The following is a 14,428-nucleotide window of genomic DNA, read 5'->3' on the forward strand; positions in this document are numbered from 1 at the left end:
TACACCTCTACAAAGAGTGACGGGCTGCTTGCTTCAGAGCGGCCGCGTAGATATCTGGCTTGAAGCCAATCAGGGTTCGGTCACCGAGATCGAGCACCGGGCGCTTGATCATCGAGGGTTGAGCGAGCATCAGTTCGATGGCTTTCGACTGGTCGAGATCGGCTTTGCGTTCGTCGTCGAGTTTGCGAAAGGTCGTGCCTGCGCGGTTCAACACCGTTTGCCAGCCGTGTTCGTCACACCATTGGGTCAGGTGCTCACGGTCGATACCGGCGGTTTTGTAATCGTGAAAGTCGTAGCTGACAGCGTGTTCATCGAGCCAGGTGCGCGCCTTCTTCATGGTGTCGCAGGCTTTGATGCCGAAAAGGTGCAACGTTTTACTTGAAACGGTCAAGGAATCGTCCCCTTTACAGGTGCTGGAGAAAAAATGGTGTCGGATTATGCCATGACCAAACGGTTTCGTCGGCCACGGTTGTCGTAACGCTGAAAAACCCTGTGGGAGCGAGCCTGCTCGCGAAGGGGCCGTATCAGGCAATATCTCTGATGAATGACGCAGCGCATTCGCGAGCAGGCTCGCTCCCACAAGGGGGCTGCGTTTCAGCAGTGCGACATAGGTGCAACGGTCAGATTCATCCTAAGCAGCTAATATGGCAGTTCAACGCTGTCGATTGTCTGAGATTTCCGCTTTATGCAAACCGCTTACACCGTCCTGATCCTGCTGATGCTGGTCAGCGTCTCGCGGCTGGTTGGACGGGTCATCCCGCTGCCGCTCCCTCTGGTGCAAATCGCCGCTGGCGCCTTGCTCGCCTGGCCGACCCTCGGTCTGCATGTGGCGCTCGATCCCGAATTGTTCCTGTTTCTGTTTCTGCCGCCATTGTTGTTCTCCGACGGCTGGCGCATGCCCAAGCGCGAGTTCTGGCACTTGCGCGGGCCGATCCTGACCCTGGCCGTGGGCCTGGTGCTGTTCACCGTGGTTGGCGCTGGGTACTTCATTCACTGGTTGTTGCCTTCAATTCCGTTGCCGGTGGCGTTTGCTTTGGCGGCGGTCTTGTCGCCCACCGACGCCGTGGCGGTGTCGGCCATTTCGCAAAACCGTTTGCCGACCCCGCTGATGCATATCTTGCAGGGCGAGGCGCTGATGAACGATGCCTCCGGGCTGGTGACATTCAAGTTCGCCCTGGTGGCGGCTATCACGGGGGTGTTCTCGCTCACCAGCGCCAGCCTCACCTTTGTCGTGGTGGCGCTAGGTGGGCTGGCGGTCGGCGTGGCATTGAGCTGGCTGGTCGGGCGTTTGCGGGCGTGGATGATCGCTCGTGGTTGGGACGATCCCGCGACGCACGTTGTGTTCATGTTGCTGTTGCCGTTCGCCGCTTATGTATTGGCCGAACGTCTTGGCGTCTCGGGCATTCTCTCGGCCGTGGCGGCGGGGATGATGCAGAGCTGGCTCGATCTGTTGCCTCGGCAGACCAGCACCCGCTTGCTCAATCGCAGCGTCTGGTCGCTGCTGGAGTTCGCCTTCAACGGCTTGATCTTCCTCCTGCTCGGCCTGCAATTGCCGGACATTATCAAAGCCGTGGTCAGCCATGAACCGACGCTGTGGCCGACGTTGTTCTATCGCTGCCTCGATGTCGTGGCGATTTTCCTCGCGCTGGTGTTGCTGCGGTTTATCTGGGTACAGAGCATCTGGCGTTTGTCGGTACTGCTGCGACGTTTGCGCGGCAAGGGCGAGCTGACGCAAGTACCGACCGCGCGCTCCTGCTGGTTGCTGACCGTTGGCGGTGTGCGTGGTGCAGTGACGCTGGCCGGTGTGATGTCAGTGCCGATGTTGATGGGGGCCGATGCTTTTCCCGAGCGTGATCTGCTGATTTTCATCGCCGCCGGGGTGATTCTGCTGTCGCTGGTTTCGGCGTGTATCGCGCTGCCTCTGCTGTTGCGCGGCATCGAAAAAAGTCCGGATGACAAACGGCGCCAGGAAGTGCGCGATGCGTGGCGTAAAACTGCGGAAGCGGCGATTCATGCGCTCGAGATAGAGGAAACCACTCCGCAGGATGCTGCTCAGGCTGCTTTGTCGGCCGAGTTGAAGGCGCGGATCATGTCCGAATATCGCCATCAACTCGATGTCTTCAACGATTCCGCCGAAGCTCAGGCCTTGGCGTTCCAGATGGATCTGCTCGAGCGTCGTCTGCGCTTGAAGGCGCTAAGGGCGCAACGCCTGGAACTCTACAGCCTCAGTCGCCATCACCAGATAGGTGATGACGTCCTCAGAGAGGTGTTGGCCGATCTTGATTTGAGTGAGGCCAACTTGGGGCAGGTCAAATAACCTATACCCGATAATCAATGGCGGGATAACTTTGCCTGGCCAGGTGTTTGTCCCGCTCACTGATTTTCCGGTTGAACGCTATCTCGAAATTGCCCAAGGTCATGAAGTTCGGTACCGGGTAATGCATGATGGAAAGTCTGTCGTATTCCCCCTGGTAAATACTGTTGCTGCTATCGAGGCTGAAAATATTCAGCTCGATTTCATCATCGTTCCAGCCCGCTGTTTCCCGGTAGTACTTGTAGACGGCCTCTATATCCCAGGGAATATTGGCGTCGGGATGCAGGTGGGCATGATGAAATCCGAGAGCATGGCCGAACTCATGCAGTAGCGTGGCTTCAAACAGCGGATCCCCGGCCGGCGTCTCAATGACCAGCGTAGGTTCATCGGAATCGAATTCCAATGCTTCGATGCCGATTGCCGAGTAGTTTTCACTGCCGTTCAGGGCGATGCGGATCTGGCCATGTTCGACCAGTTCAAATGTCAGGCTGACAAAGGGCTCCCATTGGCGTATTACCCGTTCGACCCGGTATTTCAGTTCATCAGATATATCCTCAACGAATGAAAAAGTTACCGTGCTGGCGTTGTCCCATAATCGGTTGGAACAGGCGATTGAACGCTTGCGGCGTGGTCCGGAGGCGAAGCTGCTTCTGCGTATTTTGACGAAGGGGTAATGGCGCATGATCAATATCCATATTGATTACCTGGTTTGTTTTAGGTGGTGTTCGCAAGTTGTTTCTTGAAGCCAATGCGTAACGACTGCTAGTTGCAGTGACTGTGCGCCTGAAGACTATCTTTGCAAGGGCGAGGGAGGAAGTCGGTAATTGTTTGGATATGTATCGCGGTGGTTAAACCGCGCGCCAGATTGCCTGGCGCGGGTCAATATTGCTTATTTCTGGCGCGTAATAAAGGCGCGAATCCGTTCGGCGGCTTCGACACATTCGGCCAGCGGCGCGACCAATGCCATACGCACACGGCCAGCGCCCGGATTGACGCCATCGACGTCACGGGACAGGTAAGAACCCGGCACCACGGTTACGTGCTCTTGCTCGAACAGATCGCGGCAGAACGCGGCGTCGTCACCTTGCACGCTTGGCCACAGATAGAAGCTGCCATCCGGACGCTGCACGTCCATCACCGCGCTGAGGATTTCCAGTACTGCATCGAATTTCTCGCGATACAACGCACGGTTGGCGCGTACATGCACTTCGTCATTCCACGCCGCCACGCTGGCCAGTTGCGTTTGTACCGGCATTGCGCAGCCGTGGTAGGTGCGATAAAGCAGGAAGCCTTTGAGGATGTCGGCATCGCCGGCGACAAAACCCGAGCGCAGGCCCGGCAGGTTGGAGCGCTTGGACAGGCTGTGGAACACCACGCAACGCTTGAAATCCTTGCGGCCCAATTCGACACAGGCAGTCAGCAGGCCCGGCGGCGGCGTTTGCTCATCGAAGTACAGCTCGCTGTAGCACTCGTCGGCGGCGATCACGAAATCGTACTCGTCGGCCAGGGCGATCAGCTTTTTCAGGGTGTCGACCGGGATCAGCGCGCCAGTCGGATTGCCCGGCGAGCAGAGGAACAGGATCTGGCAGCGTTTCCAGATGTCTGGCGAAACGGCATCGAAATCCGGATTGAAGCCGTTTTCGTCGAGGCACGGCAGGTAATGCGGCTTGGCCCCGGCGAGGAACGCCGCGCCTTCGTAGATCTGGTAGAACGGGTTCGGGCTGACCACCAACGCGTCGTCGCCACGATTGACCACAGTCTGGGTGAACGCGAACAGTGCTTCGCGGGTGCCATTGACCGGCAGCACGTTGCGCGCCGGATCGATCCAGCCGTTTGGCACGCCGAAGCGACGTTCGCACCAGCCGCCAATGGCTTCACGCAGCGCCGGAATGCCGAGGGTGGTCGGGTACACGGCCATCTGATCCAGACTGTTCGCCAGGGCTTCGGCGACGAAGCTTGGCGAGCGGTGTTTCGGCTCGCCGATCGACAGGGCGATCGGGCGTTTGTCCGGGTTCGGCGTTACGCTGCCGAGCAGGGCGCGAAGCTTTTCGAACGGGTACGGCTGGAGCTGGTTCAGAGCGTTGTTCATTGGGGCTGGGTCTCTCGCAAAGCCATTTGAATCCAGGGCGCCATCAAATACTGAGGCGCGACAATTTGATATCGGGTTCCTGATTGACGCTCAGTTGCTCAACGATCGCATCCTGCAAACGGCTGCACAGTAACGGGTCGGATAACGGTTGGTTGTGCGCATCGGTGATGAAGAACACGTCTTCCACGCGCTCGCCCAGGGTCGCAATCTTGGCGTTCTGCAGCGACAGGTCGAACTCGAGGAAAATCCCGCCGATCCGCGCCAGCAGTCCCGGGCGATCGGGCGCGGTCAATTCCAGTACGGTCACCGGACGCTGGGCATCGTTGTGAATGGTGACCTGCGGCGCGAAGGCGAAATGCTTGAGCTGGCGTGGCACGCGGCGCTGGATGATCGTCGGGTAGTCGTCCGGATTGCGCAGGGCTTCGGTCAGGCCTTCGCGGATCTGTTTGACCCGTGCCGGGTTGTCGCCGATCGACTCGCCTTCGTTGTCGAGCACGATGTAGGTGTCGAGGGTGAACTGGCTGCTCGAGGTGATGACCCGAGCGTCGTGAATGTTCAGGTTGAGCTGATCCATCGCGGCCACGGTCACGGCGAAGAAGTCATGCTGGTCCGGTGCATAAATGAAGATCTGCGTGCCGCCCTCGAACTCGCGCTGGGTGGTTTCCTTGATCAGCACCAGCGGCCCGCCATCGACCGGTTGCTGCAGGATCGCATCGCTGTGCCAGGCTACGTCGCCAGCGGTGTGGCGCAGGAAATAGTCATCGCCCAATTGCGCCCACAACTGCTCGACATCGTCGGGGTCGGTGCCGCCACGCACCAGAATATCCAGTGCGGCGCTTTGGGTCTGGCGGATCTGTTCTTCGCGATCTACCGGGTTTTCCAGGCCGCGACGCAGCGCGCGTTTGGTCTCGGTGTAGAGCTGACGCAGCAGGCTGGCGCGCCACGAATTCCACAGCGTCGGGTTGGTCGCGTTGATATCGGCCACCGTCAGTACGTAGAGATAATCGAGGCGGGTTTCATCGCCGACAGCCAAGGCAAAGTCGTGGATCACCTGCGGGTCGGACAAGTCCTTGCGCTGCGCGGTAGTCGACATCACCAGATGGTTTTGCACCAGCCAGACAATCAGACGGCTGTCCCACAGTGGCAACTGATGGCGCTGGCAGAACGCCTCGGCATCCACCGCGCCGATTTCCGAGTGATCGCCATGCCGGCCCTTGCCGATATCGTGGTACAGACCGGCCATGTAGATCAGTTCGGGCTTGGGCAGTTTGGCCATGAGCTTGGCGGCCAGCGGGAATTTCTCCGAGACCTGGGTGTACTGCAATTTGCGCAGGTGCTTGATCAGGTTCAGCGTGTGCGCATCGACCGTATAGATGTGGAACAGATCGTGCTGCATTTGCCCGACGATGAAGCCGAACTCCGGCAGATAGCGCCCGAGAATGCCGTAACGGTTCATCCGGCGCAGGTTGCGGTGGATGCCGATCTTGCACTTGAACAACTCGATGAACAGGCTGGTATTGCGAATGTCATTGCGGAAGTTGTCGTCGATCAGGTGACGGTTCTCGCGCAGCAGGCGAATGGTGTCGGCACGCACACCTTTGATTTCCGGTTGCTGGGCCATCAACACGAAGATCTCGAGCATGGCGAATGGCGTGCGGCGGAACACGTTGTCGTTGCGTGCTTCGATATAGCCGTCGTGGAGCTGGAAGCGCGAGTTGATCGGCTGTGGCGGCGCTTCGTCTTCCGGGGCGAGGATGACCTCCTCGAAGTGCTGGATGATCAGGTCGCTGAGCTGAGCAATGCTCATTACCACGCGGAAATACTGTTGCATGAAGTTTTCGACGGCCTGTTTGGCGTCGTCGCCTTCAAAACCCAGTAGCCCGGCGATGGTGCGCTGGTGGTCGAACAGCAAGCGGTCTTCGGAGCGGCCGGCGAGCATGTGCAGGGCGTAGCGAACCTTCCAGAGAAACTCCTGAGAGGAGGCGAGCAGGGCGTTTTCACTCTCGACCAGGAAACCTTCGCCAGCGAGGGCGCGCAGGTTCAGGGTGCCGTATTGGCGACGCGCAACCCAGAGAATCGTCTGAATATCCCGCAGTCCGCCGGGCGAGCCTTTGACGTTGGGTTCCAGGTTGTATTCGGTGTCGTTGTATTTGTGGTGGCGAGCCTTCTGTTCGGCACGCTTGGCGAGGAAGAACTCCTTGGCCGGCCACATGTGTGCGGTGCTGGTGACGTCGAGCATGCGTTGACGCAGACGCTCGGGGCCGCAGATGGTGCGGCTTTCCATCAGGTTGGTGACCACGGTCAGGTCGGCGCGCGCCTCTTCGGCGCATTCATCGACCGAGCGCACGCTCTGACCGACTTCCAGGCCGATGTCCCACAACAGCGTGAGAAAACGCTCGATGGAATCGCGAAAAACTTCGTGATCGGCGCTGTCCAGCAGGATCAACAGATCGATATCGGAATAAGGGTGCAGCTCACCGCGGCCGTAGCCGCCGACCGCGACCAGCGCGATGTCGGCGTCTTCACTCCAGTTGAACTGCTCCCAGGCCTTTTGCAGGATGTTGTCGACGAACCAGGCACGGTCTTCGATCAGGCGGCGAATGTCGCGACCCTGGCGAAAACGTGTGTCGAGCACCTCGCGAGCCTGGCGGATCGCCTTCTTGAACGCCGCGATAGGACTCGCTTTCAGGGCCAGTTCAGCCTGGAACTGGCCGCGGTCGAAGAGTTCGGGATCCACCTGCGGCATCGATTGGCTTTCCTTCTAAAAGGCTGGGAGCGTTGTGTGGATCAGGCCGAGACGCGCGGGATGGTGTCATCGGCGCGCAGGGTGAAGATCTCGTAACCGGTGTCAGTGACCAGCAGGGTGTGTTCCCACTGCGCCGAGAGCTTGCGGTCCTTGGTGATCGCGGTCCAGCCGTCGCCCAGTACTTTGGTGTCGGCCTTGCCCTGGTTGATCATCGGCTCGATGGTGAAGGTCATGCCGGCCTTCAGTTCCATGCCGGTGCCCGCGCGGCCGTAGTGCAGGATCTGCGGTTCTTCATGGAAAACCTTGCCGATGCCATGGCCGCAGAACTCGCGAACCACCGAGAAGCCGTTCTTCTCGGCGTGCTTCTGGATCACTTCACCGATGTCGCCGAGGCGGCAGCCGGGTTTGACGATCTCGATCGCCTTGTACATGCATTCCTGGGTGATCTGCGACAGACGCTCGGCCCAGACCGGTACTTCGCCGACGTGGAACATGCGGCTGGTGTCGCCGTGGTAACCGTCCTTGATCACGGTCACGTCAATGTTCAGGGTGTCGCCGTTTTTCAGCGGCTTGTCATTCGGAATACCATGGCAGACCACGTGGTTGATCGAGGTGCAGATCGACTTCGGGTAGCCCTTGTAATTGAGCGGGGCAGGGATGGCTTGCTGCACATTGACGATGTAGTCGTGGCAGATCTGGTTCAGTTCATCGGTGGTGACGCCCGGTTTGACATGTGCGGCAATCATTTCCAGCACATCGGCGGCCAGTTTGCCGGCGACGCGCATGCCAGCGATGTCCTCGGGAGTTTTGAGGTTGACGGTCATACAGGCTCTCTCTGCGCTCGGCGGCGCTTGCTGATACGAATAGGGTGGCGAGTGTCGATTGGCGACCCTGAAAAACGCGATTCTAACAGACGCACGGCGCAATTCAGCGCCCGCGTACATCGCTTCTCTCTATACAATGGTGCGTTCGGAGCCGATTCCAAGGGGGCTGCGCCCATGTCCTTGGTGCGAATACAGATTCCCGGTTCCGTTTCTGCGCACCCTGTGGTATAAAATGCGCCGCTTTCCGGGGATACCCCGAAAAGCTTAAATCCACACACGTGTCGACACGATGACCTGGGTGCTTTTGGCTTTATGCCACTGGTTGGTCATTGGGATACGTGGAGGCCAAACCCGACTTATTAAGGAACTATCATGTCCCAAGTCAATATGCGCGATATGCTGAAGGCCGGTGTGCACTTCGGTCACCAAACCCGTTACTGGAATCCGAAAATGGGTAAGTACATTTTCGGCGCGCGTAACAAGATTCACATTATCAACCTTGAAAAAACCCTGCCAATGTTCAACGAAGCTCTGACTTTCGTAGAGCGTCTGGCCCAGGGCAAAAACAAGATTCTGTTCGTCGGCACCAAGCGTTCCGCTGGCAAGATCGTTGCTGAAGAAGCAGCACGTTGCGGTTCGCCGTACGTCGATCACCGCTGGTTGGGCGGCATGCTGACCAACTTCAAAACCATTCGTGCTTCCATCAAGCGTCTGCGTGACCTTGAGGTTCAAGCCGAAGACGGTACTTTCGCCAAGCTGACCAAGAAAGAAGCGCTGATGCGCTCCCGTGACCTGGAAAAGCTGGATCGTTCGCTGGGCGGCATCAAGGACATGGGCGGTCTGCCAGACGCACTGTTCGTGATCGACGTTGACCACGAGCGCATCGCGATCACCGAAGCCAACAAGCTGGGCATCCCGGTAATCGGCGTTGTCGACACCAACAGCAGCCCGGAAGGCGTTGACTACATCATCCCAGGCAACGATGACGCAATCCGCGCTATCCAGCTGTACATGGGTTCGATGGCTGACGCAGTGATCCGTGGTCGCAACAATGTTGCTGGCGGCACTGTAGAATTCGCAGCTGAAGAAACTCAGGCTGCAGCTGAGTAATTAACGCCCTGGCGTTGACTCAGTAAGCAAAAAGGGGGCTTGGCCCCCTTTTTGCCACCTCGAAAACCATTTGTCGGCAGCGCAGCTACAGCATCTGTAACGTGCAGCGGCTACAAGGTGGGGCTCGGGACGAATTGAACGCCCGTTCGATCGGGTGGAATGGTTGAAAACCTATCCAAGAGGAATTTGAAAATGGCAGCAATTACTGCAGCGTTGGTTAAAGAACTGCGCGAGCGTACCGGCGAAGGCATGATGGACTGCAAGAAAGCCCTGGAAAAGGCTGACGGCGACATCGAAAAAGCCATTGATGACATGCGTGCTTCGGGCGCGATCAAGGCTGCGAAGAAGGCTGGCAACGTTGCCGCTGAAGGCGCAATCGCCATCAAATCGAACGACAAGGCAGCCGTGCTGCTGGAAGTCAACTCGCAGACCGACTTCCTGGCCCTGCAAGATGACTTCAAGAACTTCGTTGCTGCCAGCGTAGAAAAAGCCTTCGACGAGAACCTGACCGATGCAGCTCCGCTGATCGCCGCTCAGGAATCGGCTCGTGAAGCTCTGGTTGCCAAAGTTGGTGAAAACGTCAACATCCGTCGTCTGGTCCGCGTAGAGGGTGACGTTGTCGGCACCTACCTGCACGGTAACAAGATCGGTGTTGCTGTTGTCCTGAAAGGCGGTGACGTCGAGCTGGCCAAAGACATCGCGATGCACGTAGCTGCAAGCAACCCTGAGTTCCTGCTGCCTTCGCAAGTTTCGGATGAAGCGATCGAGCGTGAAAAAGCTGTGTTCCTGCAGCTGAACGAAGAGAAGATCAAAGGCAAGCCAGAAAACATTGTTGAGAACATGGTCAAGGGCCGTATCAGCAAGTTCCTGGCAGAAGCAAGCCTGGTTGAGCAGGCGTTCGTCAAGAACCCTGAAGTCAAGGTTGGCGAGCTGGCCAAGAAAGCCGGCGCAGAAATCGTTTCCTTCACTTACTTCAAAGTAGGCGAAGGCATCGAGAAGCCAGTCGACAACTTCGCTGAAGAAGTTGCTGCCCAGCTGGCTGCCGCCAAGCAATAAGACGGTTTTTCAACTGTCGCCCGAAAGAGGCTGCCCGCTTACGCGCGCAGCCTCTTTTCAGATGGGGTTGCCAATTTTTATTGGTTTCCACTTGGAACTGACTTACAAAGCCATGTTCCGATGGCGCTGAAGCAGCGCCAAGCTAGAGTGAACGCCAGCTGTAAACAGCTCGCAAAGAATTTTAAATACGCCGCAGGAGAGATTCGCAATGGCTCAGCAGGGCAGTGGTTATCAGGCTCGCTATAAACGCATTCTACTCAAGCTTAGCGGCGAGGCCCTGATGGGCTCGGAAGAGTTCGGGATCGATCCAAAAGTGCTGGATCGCATGGCGCTGGAAGTCGGCCAGCTGGTCGGTATCGGCGTACAGGTCGGTCTGGTGATCGGCGGTGGCAACCTGTTCCGCGGCGAAGCCTTGAGCAAAGCCGGTATGGATCGGGTCACAGGCGACCACATGGGCATGCTGGCCACTGTGATGAACGCCCTGGCCATGCGCGATGCGCTGGAACGTGCCAATATCTCGGCCATCGTGATGTCGGCCATTTCCATGGTGGGTGTGACCGATCACTACGATCGCCGCAAAGCCATGCGTCACCTGAACTCCAAAGACGTCGTGATCTTCGCTGCCGGTACCGGCAACCCGTTCTTCACCACGGATTCGGCAGCCTGCCTGCGCGCAATCGAAATCGATGCCGACGTCGTGCTCAAAGCGACCAAGGTCGATGGCGTCTACACCGCTGACCCGTTCAAAGACCCGCATGCCGAGAAGTTCGATCATCTGACTTATGATGAAGTACTGGATCGCAAGTTGGGCGTGATGGATCTGACCGCTATCTGCCTGTGCCGCGACCACAAGATGCCGTTGCGCGTATTCAACATGAACAAGCCCGGTGCCCTGCTGAACATCGTCCATGGCGGCGCTGAAGGCACCCTGATCGAGGAAGGTCAACAATGATCAACGAAATCAAGAAAGACGCTCAAGAGCGCATGCAGAAATCCCTGGACTCTCTGACTCACGCTTTTGGTCAGATTCGTACCGGCAAGGCTCACCCAAGCATTCTGGGTAGCGTGATGGTGCCGTACTACGGCGCAGACACTTCCATCACCCAAGTGGCCAACATCACTGTAAAAGATTCGCGCACCCTGCAAGTCGTTGCGTTCGAGCGCAACATGCTCGCGGCGGTCGACAAGGCAATCCAGAGCGCCGGCCTGAACCTCAATCCGACCAACCTGGGCGAATTGCTACTGATTTCCATGCCTGCCCTGACTGAAGAAACCCGCAAGGGCTTCACCAAGCAGGCGCGCAGTGCCGCCGAAGACGCTCGTGTTGCCGTGCGCAACATTCGTCGTGACGCCTTGGGTGAGCTGAAGAAACTGGTCAAGGACAAAGAAATCAGCGAAGACGAAGAGCGTCGTGCTGCTGCCGATATTCAGAAAATCACCGACAAGGCTGAAGCTGATATCGACACGGCTACCAAGCAAAAAGAAGCGGATCTGATGGCCGTATAAGGTTCGAGCTTTTAATGGACAAGACCAAGCAGACTGCGCCGTCCGCGGTGCCGCGCCATGTCGCGATCATCATGGATGGCAACAATCGCTGGGCGAAAAAGCGCTTTATGCCGGGTGTCGCCGGGCATAAAGCGGGCGTGGATGCTGTGCGTGCCGTAATTGAGGTGTGCGCCGAGGCCAAGGTCGAAGTGCTCACCCTGTTCGCGTTCTCCAGTGAGAACTGGCAGCGCCCGGCCGATGAGGTCAGTGCCTTGATGGATCTGTTCTTCAAGGCATTGCGTCGTGAGGCCAAGCGCCTTAACGACAACAACATCAGCCTGCGCATCATTGGCGATCGTTCGCGCTTCCACCCTGAGCTTCAGGCTGCGATGCGCGAAGCCGAGGCCATGACCGCCGGCTCCAACCGCTTCATTCTGCAGATCGCCGCCAATTACGGTGGTCAGTGGGATATTGCGCAAGCTGCACAGCGTCTGGCGCGTGAAGTTCAGGCCGGGCACCTGCGTCCGGAAGACATCACCCCGGATCTGCTGCAAACCTGTCTGGCGACCGGCGATCTACCGTTGCCAGACCTTTGCATTCGTACCGGTGGCGAACATCGCATCAGCAACTTCCTGCTGTGGCAACTGGCTTACGCCGAGTTGTACTTCTCCGACCTGTTCTGGCCGGACTTCAAACACGATGCCATGCGCAATGCGCTGGCCGATTTCGCTTCGCGCCAGCGTCGTTTCGGTAAAACGAGCGAACAGGTCGAAGCTGGAGCCCGGGTTTAATGCTTAAACAACGAATCATCACTGCACTGATCCTGCTGCCGATCGCCTTGTGCGGGTTTTTCCTGCTGGAAGGCTCCGGTTTTGCCTTGTTCATCGGTCTGGTCGTGACTTTGGGTGCCTGGGAATGGGCGCGTCTGGCTGGCTTCACCGGGCAAGCATTCCGCGTGGGTTTTGCCGCCGTGGTCGCGTTCCTGTTGTTCATCATGTACATCTTGCCCGGTCTTGCCCCATGGGTGCTGGGGGCGTCTGTATTGTGGTGGGCGGCGGCGACCTGGCTGGTGCTGACCTATCCGCGCTCCAGCGTGCATTGGTCCAGTGCGGCAACCAAACTGGTCATCGGCCTGCTGATTCTGCTGCCGGCCTGGCAAGGTCTGGTGCAGATCAAGCAGTACCCGCTGGGTAACTGGCTGATCATGGCCGTGATGGTGCTGGTCTGGGGGGCCGATATCGGTGCCTACTTCTCTGGTCGCAAATTCGGCAAGCGCAAGCTGGCCCCGCAAGTCAGTCCGGGCAAGAGCTGGGAAGGCGTCTACGGTGGTTTGGCGCTGAGTCTGTTGATTACTGCGATTGTCGGTCTGGTGCGTGACTGGACTGTCGCCGAGCTGCTTAAGGGCTTGATCGGCGCTGCGCTGATCGTCTTTATCTCGGTTGTTGGCGACCTGACCGAAAGCATGTTCAAGCGTCAGTCCGGCATCAAGGACAGCAGTAATCTGCTGCCCGGTCATGGCGGCGTGCTTGATCGCATCGACAGTCTGACTGCGGCAATCCCGGTGTTTGCCGTGCTGCTGTGGATGGCTGCGCCGTGAGTCGCCCTCAACAGATTACCGTACTGGGCGCGACGGGCTCGATCGGCCTGAGTACGCTGGATGTTATTGCGCGTCATCCAGAGCGTTATCAGGTGTTCGCGTTAAGTGGTTTCACGCGACTGAGTGAGCTTTTCGCCTTGTGCGTGCGTCACGTGCCGCAATTTGCCGTGGTGCCAGAGGCCGCTGCTGCGCGCGGCCTGCAGGATGATTTGCGCGCCGCCGGTTTGCCGACCCGTGTATTGGTGGGGGAGGAGGGCCTGTGTCAGGTCGCTGCTGCTCCGGAAGTCGATGCGGTGATGGCGGCGATCGTTGGTGCGGCTGGTCTGCGCCCGACCCTGGCCGCCGTCGAAGCCGGCAAGAAGATTCTCCTCGCCAATAAAGAGGCGCTGGTGATGTCCGGCGCCTTGTTCATGCAGGCAGTGCGCAAGAGCGGTTCGGTGCTGCTGCCGATCGACAGCGAACACAACGCGATTTTCCAGTGCATGCCGCAGGATTTTGCCCGTGGATTGAGCTCGGTCGGTGTCCGTCGGATTTTACTCACAGCCTCTGGTGGTCCGTTCCGACAGACGCCGATGAGTGAACTGGCGCATGTTTCACCTGAGCAGGCGTGTGCGCACCCGAACTGGTCCATGGGGCGCAAGATTTCGGTCGATTCGGCCAGCATGATGAACAAGGGTCTTGAGTTGATCGAGGCCTGTTGGTTGTTTGATGCAAAGCCGTCGCAAGTCGAAGTAGTGATTCACCCGCAAAGCGTGATTCACTCGCTGGTCGATTATGTCGACGGCTCGGTACTGGCGCAGTTGGGCAATCCCGACATGCGTACGCCGATCGCCAACGCCCTGGCCTGGCCGGAGCGCATTGATTCCGGCGTCGCACCGCTGGATCTGTTCGCCATCGCGCGGCTGGACTTCGAGGCGCCGGATGAACAGCGCTTCCCTTGCCTGCGTCTGGCACGGCAAGCTGCCGAAGTGGGCGACAGTGCTCCGGCGATGCTTAATGCGGCCAACGAAGTGGCGGTGGCAGCGTTTCTCGACGGACGGGTCCGCTACCTGGAAATCGCGAGTATCATCGAGGAGGTCTTGAGCCTCGAGCCGGTCGTTGCACTGGGAGATCTCGAAGCCGTGTTTACGGCAGATGCCAAGGCGCGAGTTCTGGCCGGGCAGTGGTTGAAGCGTCACGATCGTTAGAATTTGCAACACAATGGCTA

13 protein-coding genes are annotated in these 14,428 nt (G+C 58.4%); 8 read left to right on the top strand and 5 right to left on the bottom strand.

Going from position 1 to position 14,428, the window contains the following annotated elements:
* Positions 1–7: 7 nt before the first annotated feature.
* Positions 8–337, bottom strand: a complete 330-nt coding sequence (locus ACRRSD_RS20935; protein WP_435038529.1) for an arsenate reductase — start codon at positions 335–337, stop codon at positions 8–10.
* Between the two features lie 348 nt (positions 338–685).
* Between ACRRSD_RS20935 and ACRRSD_RS20940 the strand changes: the two genes are divergently transcribed.
* Positions 686–2,317 carry a Na+/H+ antiporter gene (locus ACRRSD_RS20940; RefSeq protein ID WP_435035108.1) on the top strand — a complete coding sequence of 544 codons (1,632 nt, stop codon included), beginning with the start codon at positions 686–688 and terminating at the stop codon, positions 2,315–2,317.
* Position 2,318: 1 nt separating this feature from the next.
* Here the strand turns inward: ACRRSD_RS20940 and ACRRSD_RS20945 are convergent, their stop codons facing one another.
* From ACRRSD_RS20945 to map, 4 genes are all read right to left on the bottom strand, one after another.
* Positions 2,319–2,996 carry a M12 family metallopeptidase gene (locus tag ACRRSD_RS20945; RefSeq protein ID WP_435035109.1) on the bottom strand — a complete coding sequence of 226 codons (678 nt, stop codon included), beginning with the start codon at positions 2,994–2,996 and terminating at the stop codon, positions 2,319–2,321.
* A gap of 207 nt (positions 2,997–3,203) precedes the next feature.
* Complete coding sequence (gene dapC, locus ACRRSD_RS20950) at positions 3,204–4,403, bottom strand: succinyldiaminopimelate transaminase (RefSeq protein WP_435035110.1); 1,200 nt, start codon at positions 4,401–4,403, stop codon at positions 3,204–3,206.
* Positions 4,404–4,446: 43 nt separating this feature from the next.
* Positions 4,447–7,149: a [protein-PII] uridylyltransferase gene (locus tag ACRRSD_RS20955; RefSeq protein WP_435035111.1), complete on the bottom strand. Its 2,703-nt coding sequence runs from the start codon at positions 7,147–7,149 to the stop codon at positions 4,447–4,449.
* Positions 7,150–7,190: 41 nt separating this feature from the next.
* Positions 7,191–7,973, bottom strand: a complete 783-nt coding sequence (gene map / locus ACRRSD_RS20960; protein ID WP_435035113.1) for a type I methionyl aminopeptidase — start codon at positions 7,971–7,973, stop codon at positions 7,191–7,193.
* A gap of 372 nt (positions 7,974–8,345) precedes the next feature.
* Here map and rpsB point away from each other — a divergent pair, with 372 nt between their 5' ends.
* From rpsB to ispC, 7 genes are all read left to right on the top strand, one after another.
* Entirely contained in the window at positions 8,346–9,083 is a 738-nt protein-coding gene (gene rpsB, locus ACRRSD_RS20965) for a 30S ribosomal protein S2 (protein WP_003222119.1), read from the top strand.
* A 192-nt stretch (positions 9,084–9,275) separates the two neighbouring features.
* Positions 9,276–10,139, top strand: coding sequence for a translation elongation factor Ts (gene tsf, locus ACRRSD_RS20970; protein ID WP_435035114.1), 864 nt, complete (start codon positions 9,276–9,278; stop codon positions 10,137–10,139).
* A gap of 208 nt (positions 10,140–10,347) precedes the next feature.
* Positions 10,348–11,091, top strand: a complete 744-nt coding sequence (pyrH, locus tag ACRRSD_RS20975) for a UMP kinase (protein WP_003222124.1) — start codon at positions 10,348–10,350, stop codon at positions 11,089–11,091.
* Positions 11,088–11,645: a ribosome recycling factor gene (frr, locus tag ACRRSD_RS20980; protein WP_435035115.1), complete on the top strand. Its 558-nt coding sequence runs from the start codon at positions 11,088–11,090 to the stop codon at positions 11,643–11,645. Before pyrH ends, frr begins: the two co-directional genes overlap by 4 nt.
* A 14-nt stretch (positions 11,646–11,659) precedes the next feature.
* Positions 11,660–12,415, top strand: coding sequence for a polyprenyl diphosphate synthase (gene uppS / locus ACRRSD_RS20985; RefSeq protein ID WP_034156332.1), 756 nt, complete (start codon positions 11,660–11,662; stop codon positions 12,413–12,415).
* A complete protein-coding gene (locus tag ACRRSD_RS20990; RefSeq protein WP_435035117.1) occupies positions 12,415–13,221 on the top strand; it encodes a phosphatidate cytidylyltransferase in 807 nt (268 codons plus the stop codon). Before uppS ends, ACRRSD_RS20990 begins: the two co-directional genes overlap by 1 nt.
* Positions 13,218–14,408, top strand: coding sequence for a 1-deoxy-D-xylulose-5-phosphate reductoisomerase (ispC, locus tag ACRRSD_RS20995; RefSeq protein ID WP_435035119.1), 1,191 nt, complete (start codon positions 13,218–13,220; stop codon positions 14,406–14,408). The genes ACRRSD_RS20990 and ispC overlap by 4 nt, the downstream gene beginning before the upstream one ends.
* The last annotated feature ends 20 nt before the right edge of the window (positions 14,409–14,428 follow it).

The organism is Pseudomonas neuropathica, from assembly GCF_051174785.1.
Taxonomy (GTDB): domain Bacteria; phylum Pseudomonadota; class Gammaproteobacteria; order Pseudomonadales; family Pseudomonadaceae; genus Aquipseudomonas; species Aquipseudomonas neuropathica_A.

Excerpts from the sequence above, each read along its gene's own strand:
- frr (WP_435035115.1), top strand. The coding sequence starts at position 11,088 with ATGATCAACGAAATCAAGAAAGACGCTCAAGAGCGCATGCAGAAATCC.
- ACRRSD_RS20955 (WP_435035111.1), bottom strand. The coding sequence starts at position 7,149 with ATGCCGCAGGTGGATCCCGAACTCTTCGACCGCGGCCAGTTCCAGGCT.
- uppS (WP_034156332.1), top strand. The coding sequence starts at position 11,660 with ATGGACAAGACCAAGCAGACTGCGCCGTCCGCGGTGCCGCGCCATGTC.
- map (WP_435035113.1), bottom strand. The coding sequence starts at position 7,973 with ATGACCGTCAACCTCAAAACTCCCGAGGACATCGCTGGCATGCGCGTC.
- ACRRSD_RS20990 (WP_435035117.1), top strand. The coding sequence starts at position 12,415 with ATGCTTAAACAACGAATCATCACTGCACTGATCCTGCTGCCGATCGCC.
- ACRRSD_RS20945 (WP_435035109.1), bottom strand. The coding sequence starts at position 2,996 with ATGCGCCATTACCCCTTCGTCAAAATACGCAGAAGCAGCTTCGCCTCC.
- ACRRSD_RS20940 (WP_435035108.1), top strand. The coding sequence starts at position 686 with ATGCAAACCGCTTACACCGTCCTGATCCTGCTGATGCTGGTCAGCGTC.
- tsf (WP_435035114.1), top strand. The coding sequence starts at position 9,276 with ATGGCAGCAATTACTGCAGCGTTGGTTAAAGAACTGCGCGAGCGTACC.
- pyrH (WP_003222124.1), top strand. The coding sequence starts at position 10,348 with ATGGCTCAGCAGGGCAGTGGTTATCAGGCTCGCTATAAACGCATTCTA.
- dapC (WP_435035110.1), bottom strand. The coding sequence starts at position 4,403 with ATGAACAACGCTCTGAACCAGCTCCAGCCGTACCCGTTCGAAAAGCTT.
- ACRRSD_RS20935 (WP_435038529.1), bottom strand. The coding sequence starts at position 337 with ATGAAGAAGGCGCGCACCTGGCTCGATGAACACGCTGTCAGCTACGAC.
- rpsB (WP_003222119.1), top strand. The coding sequence starts at position 8,346 with ATGTCCCAAGTCAATATGCGCGATATGCTGAAGGCCGGTGTGCACTTC.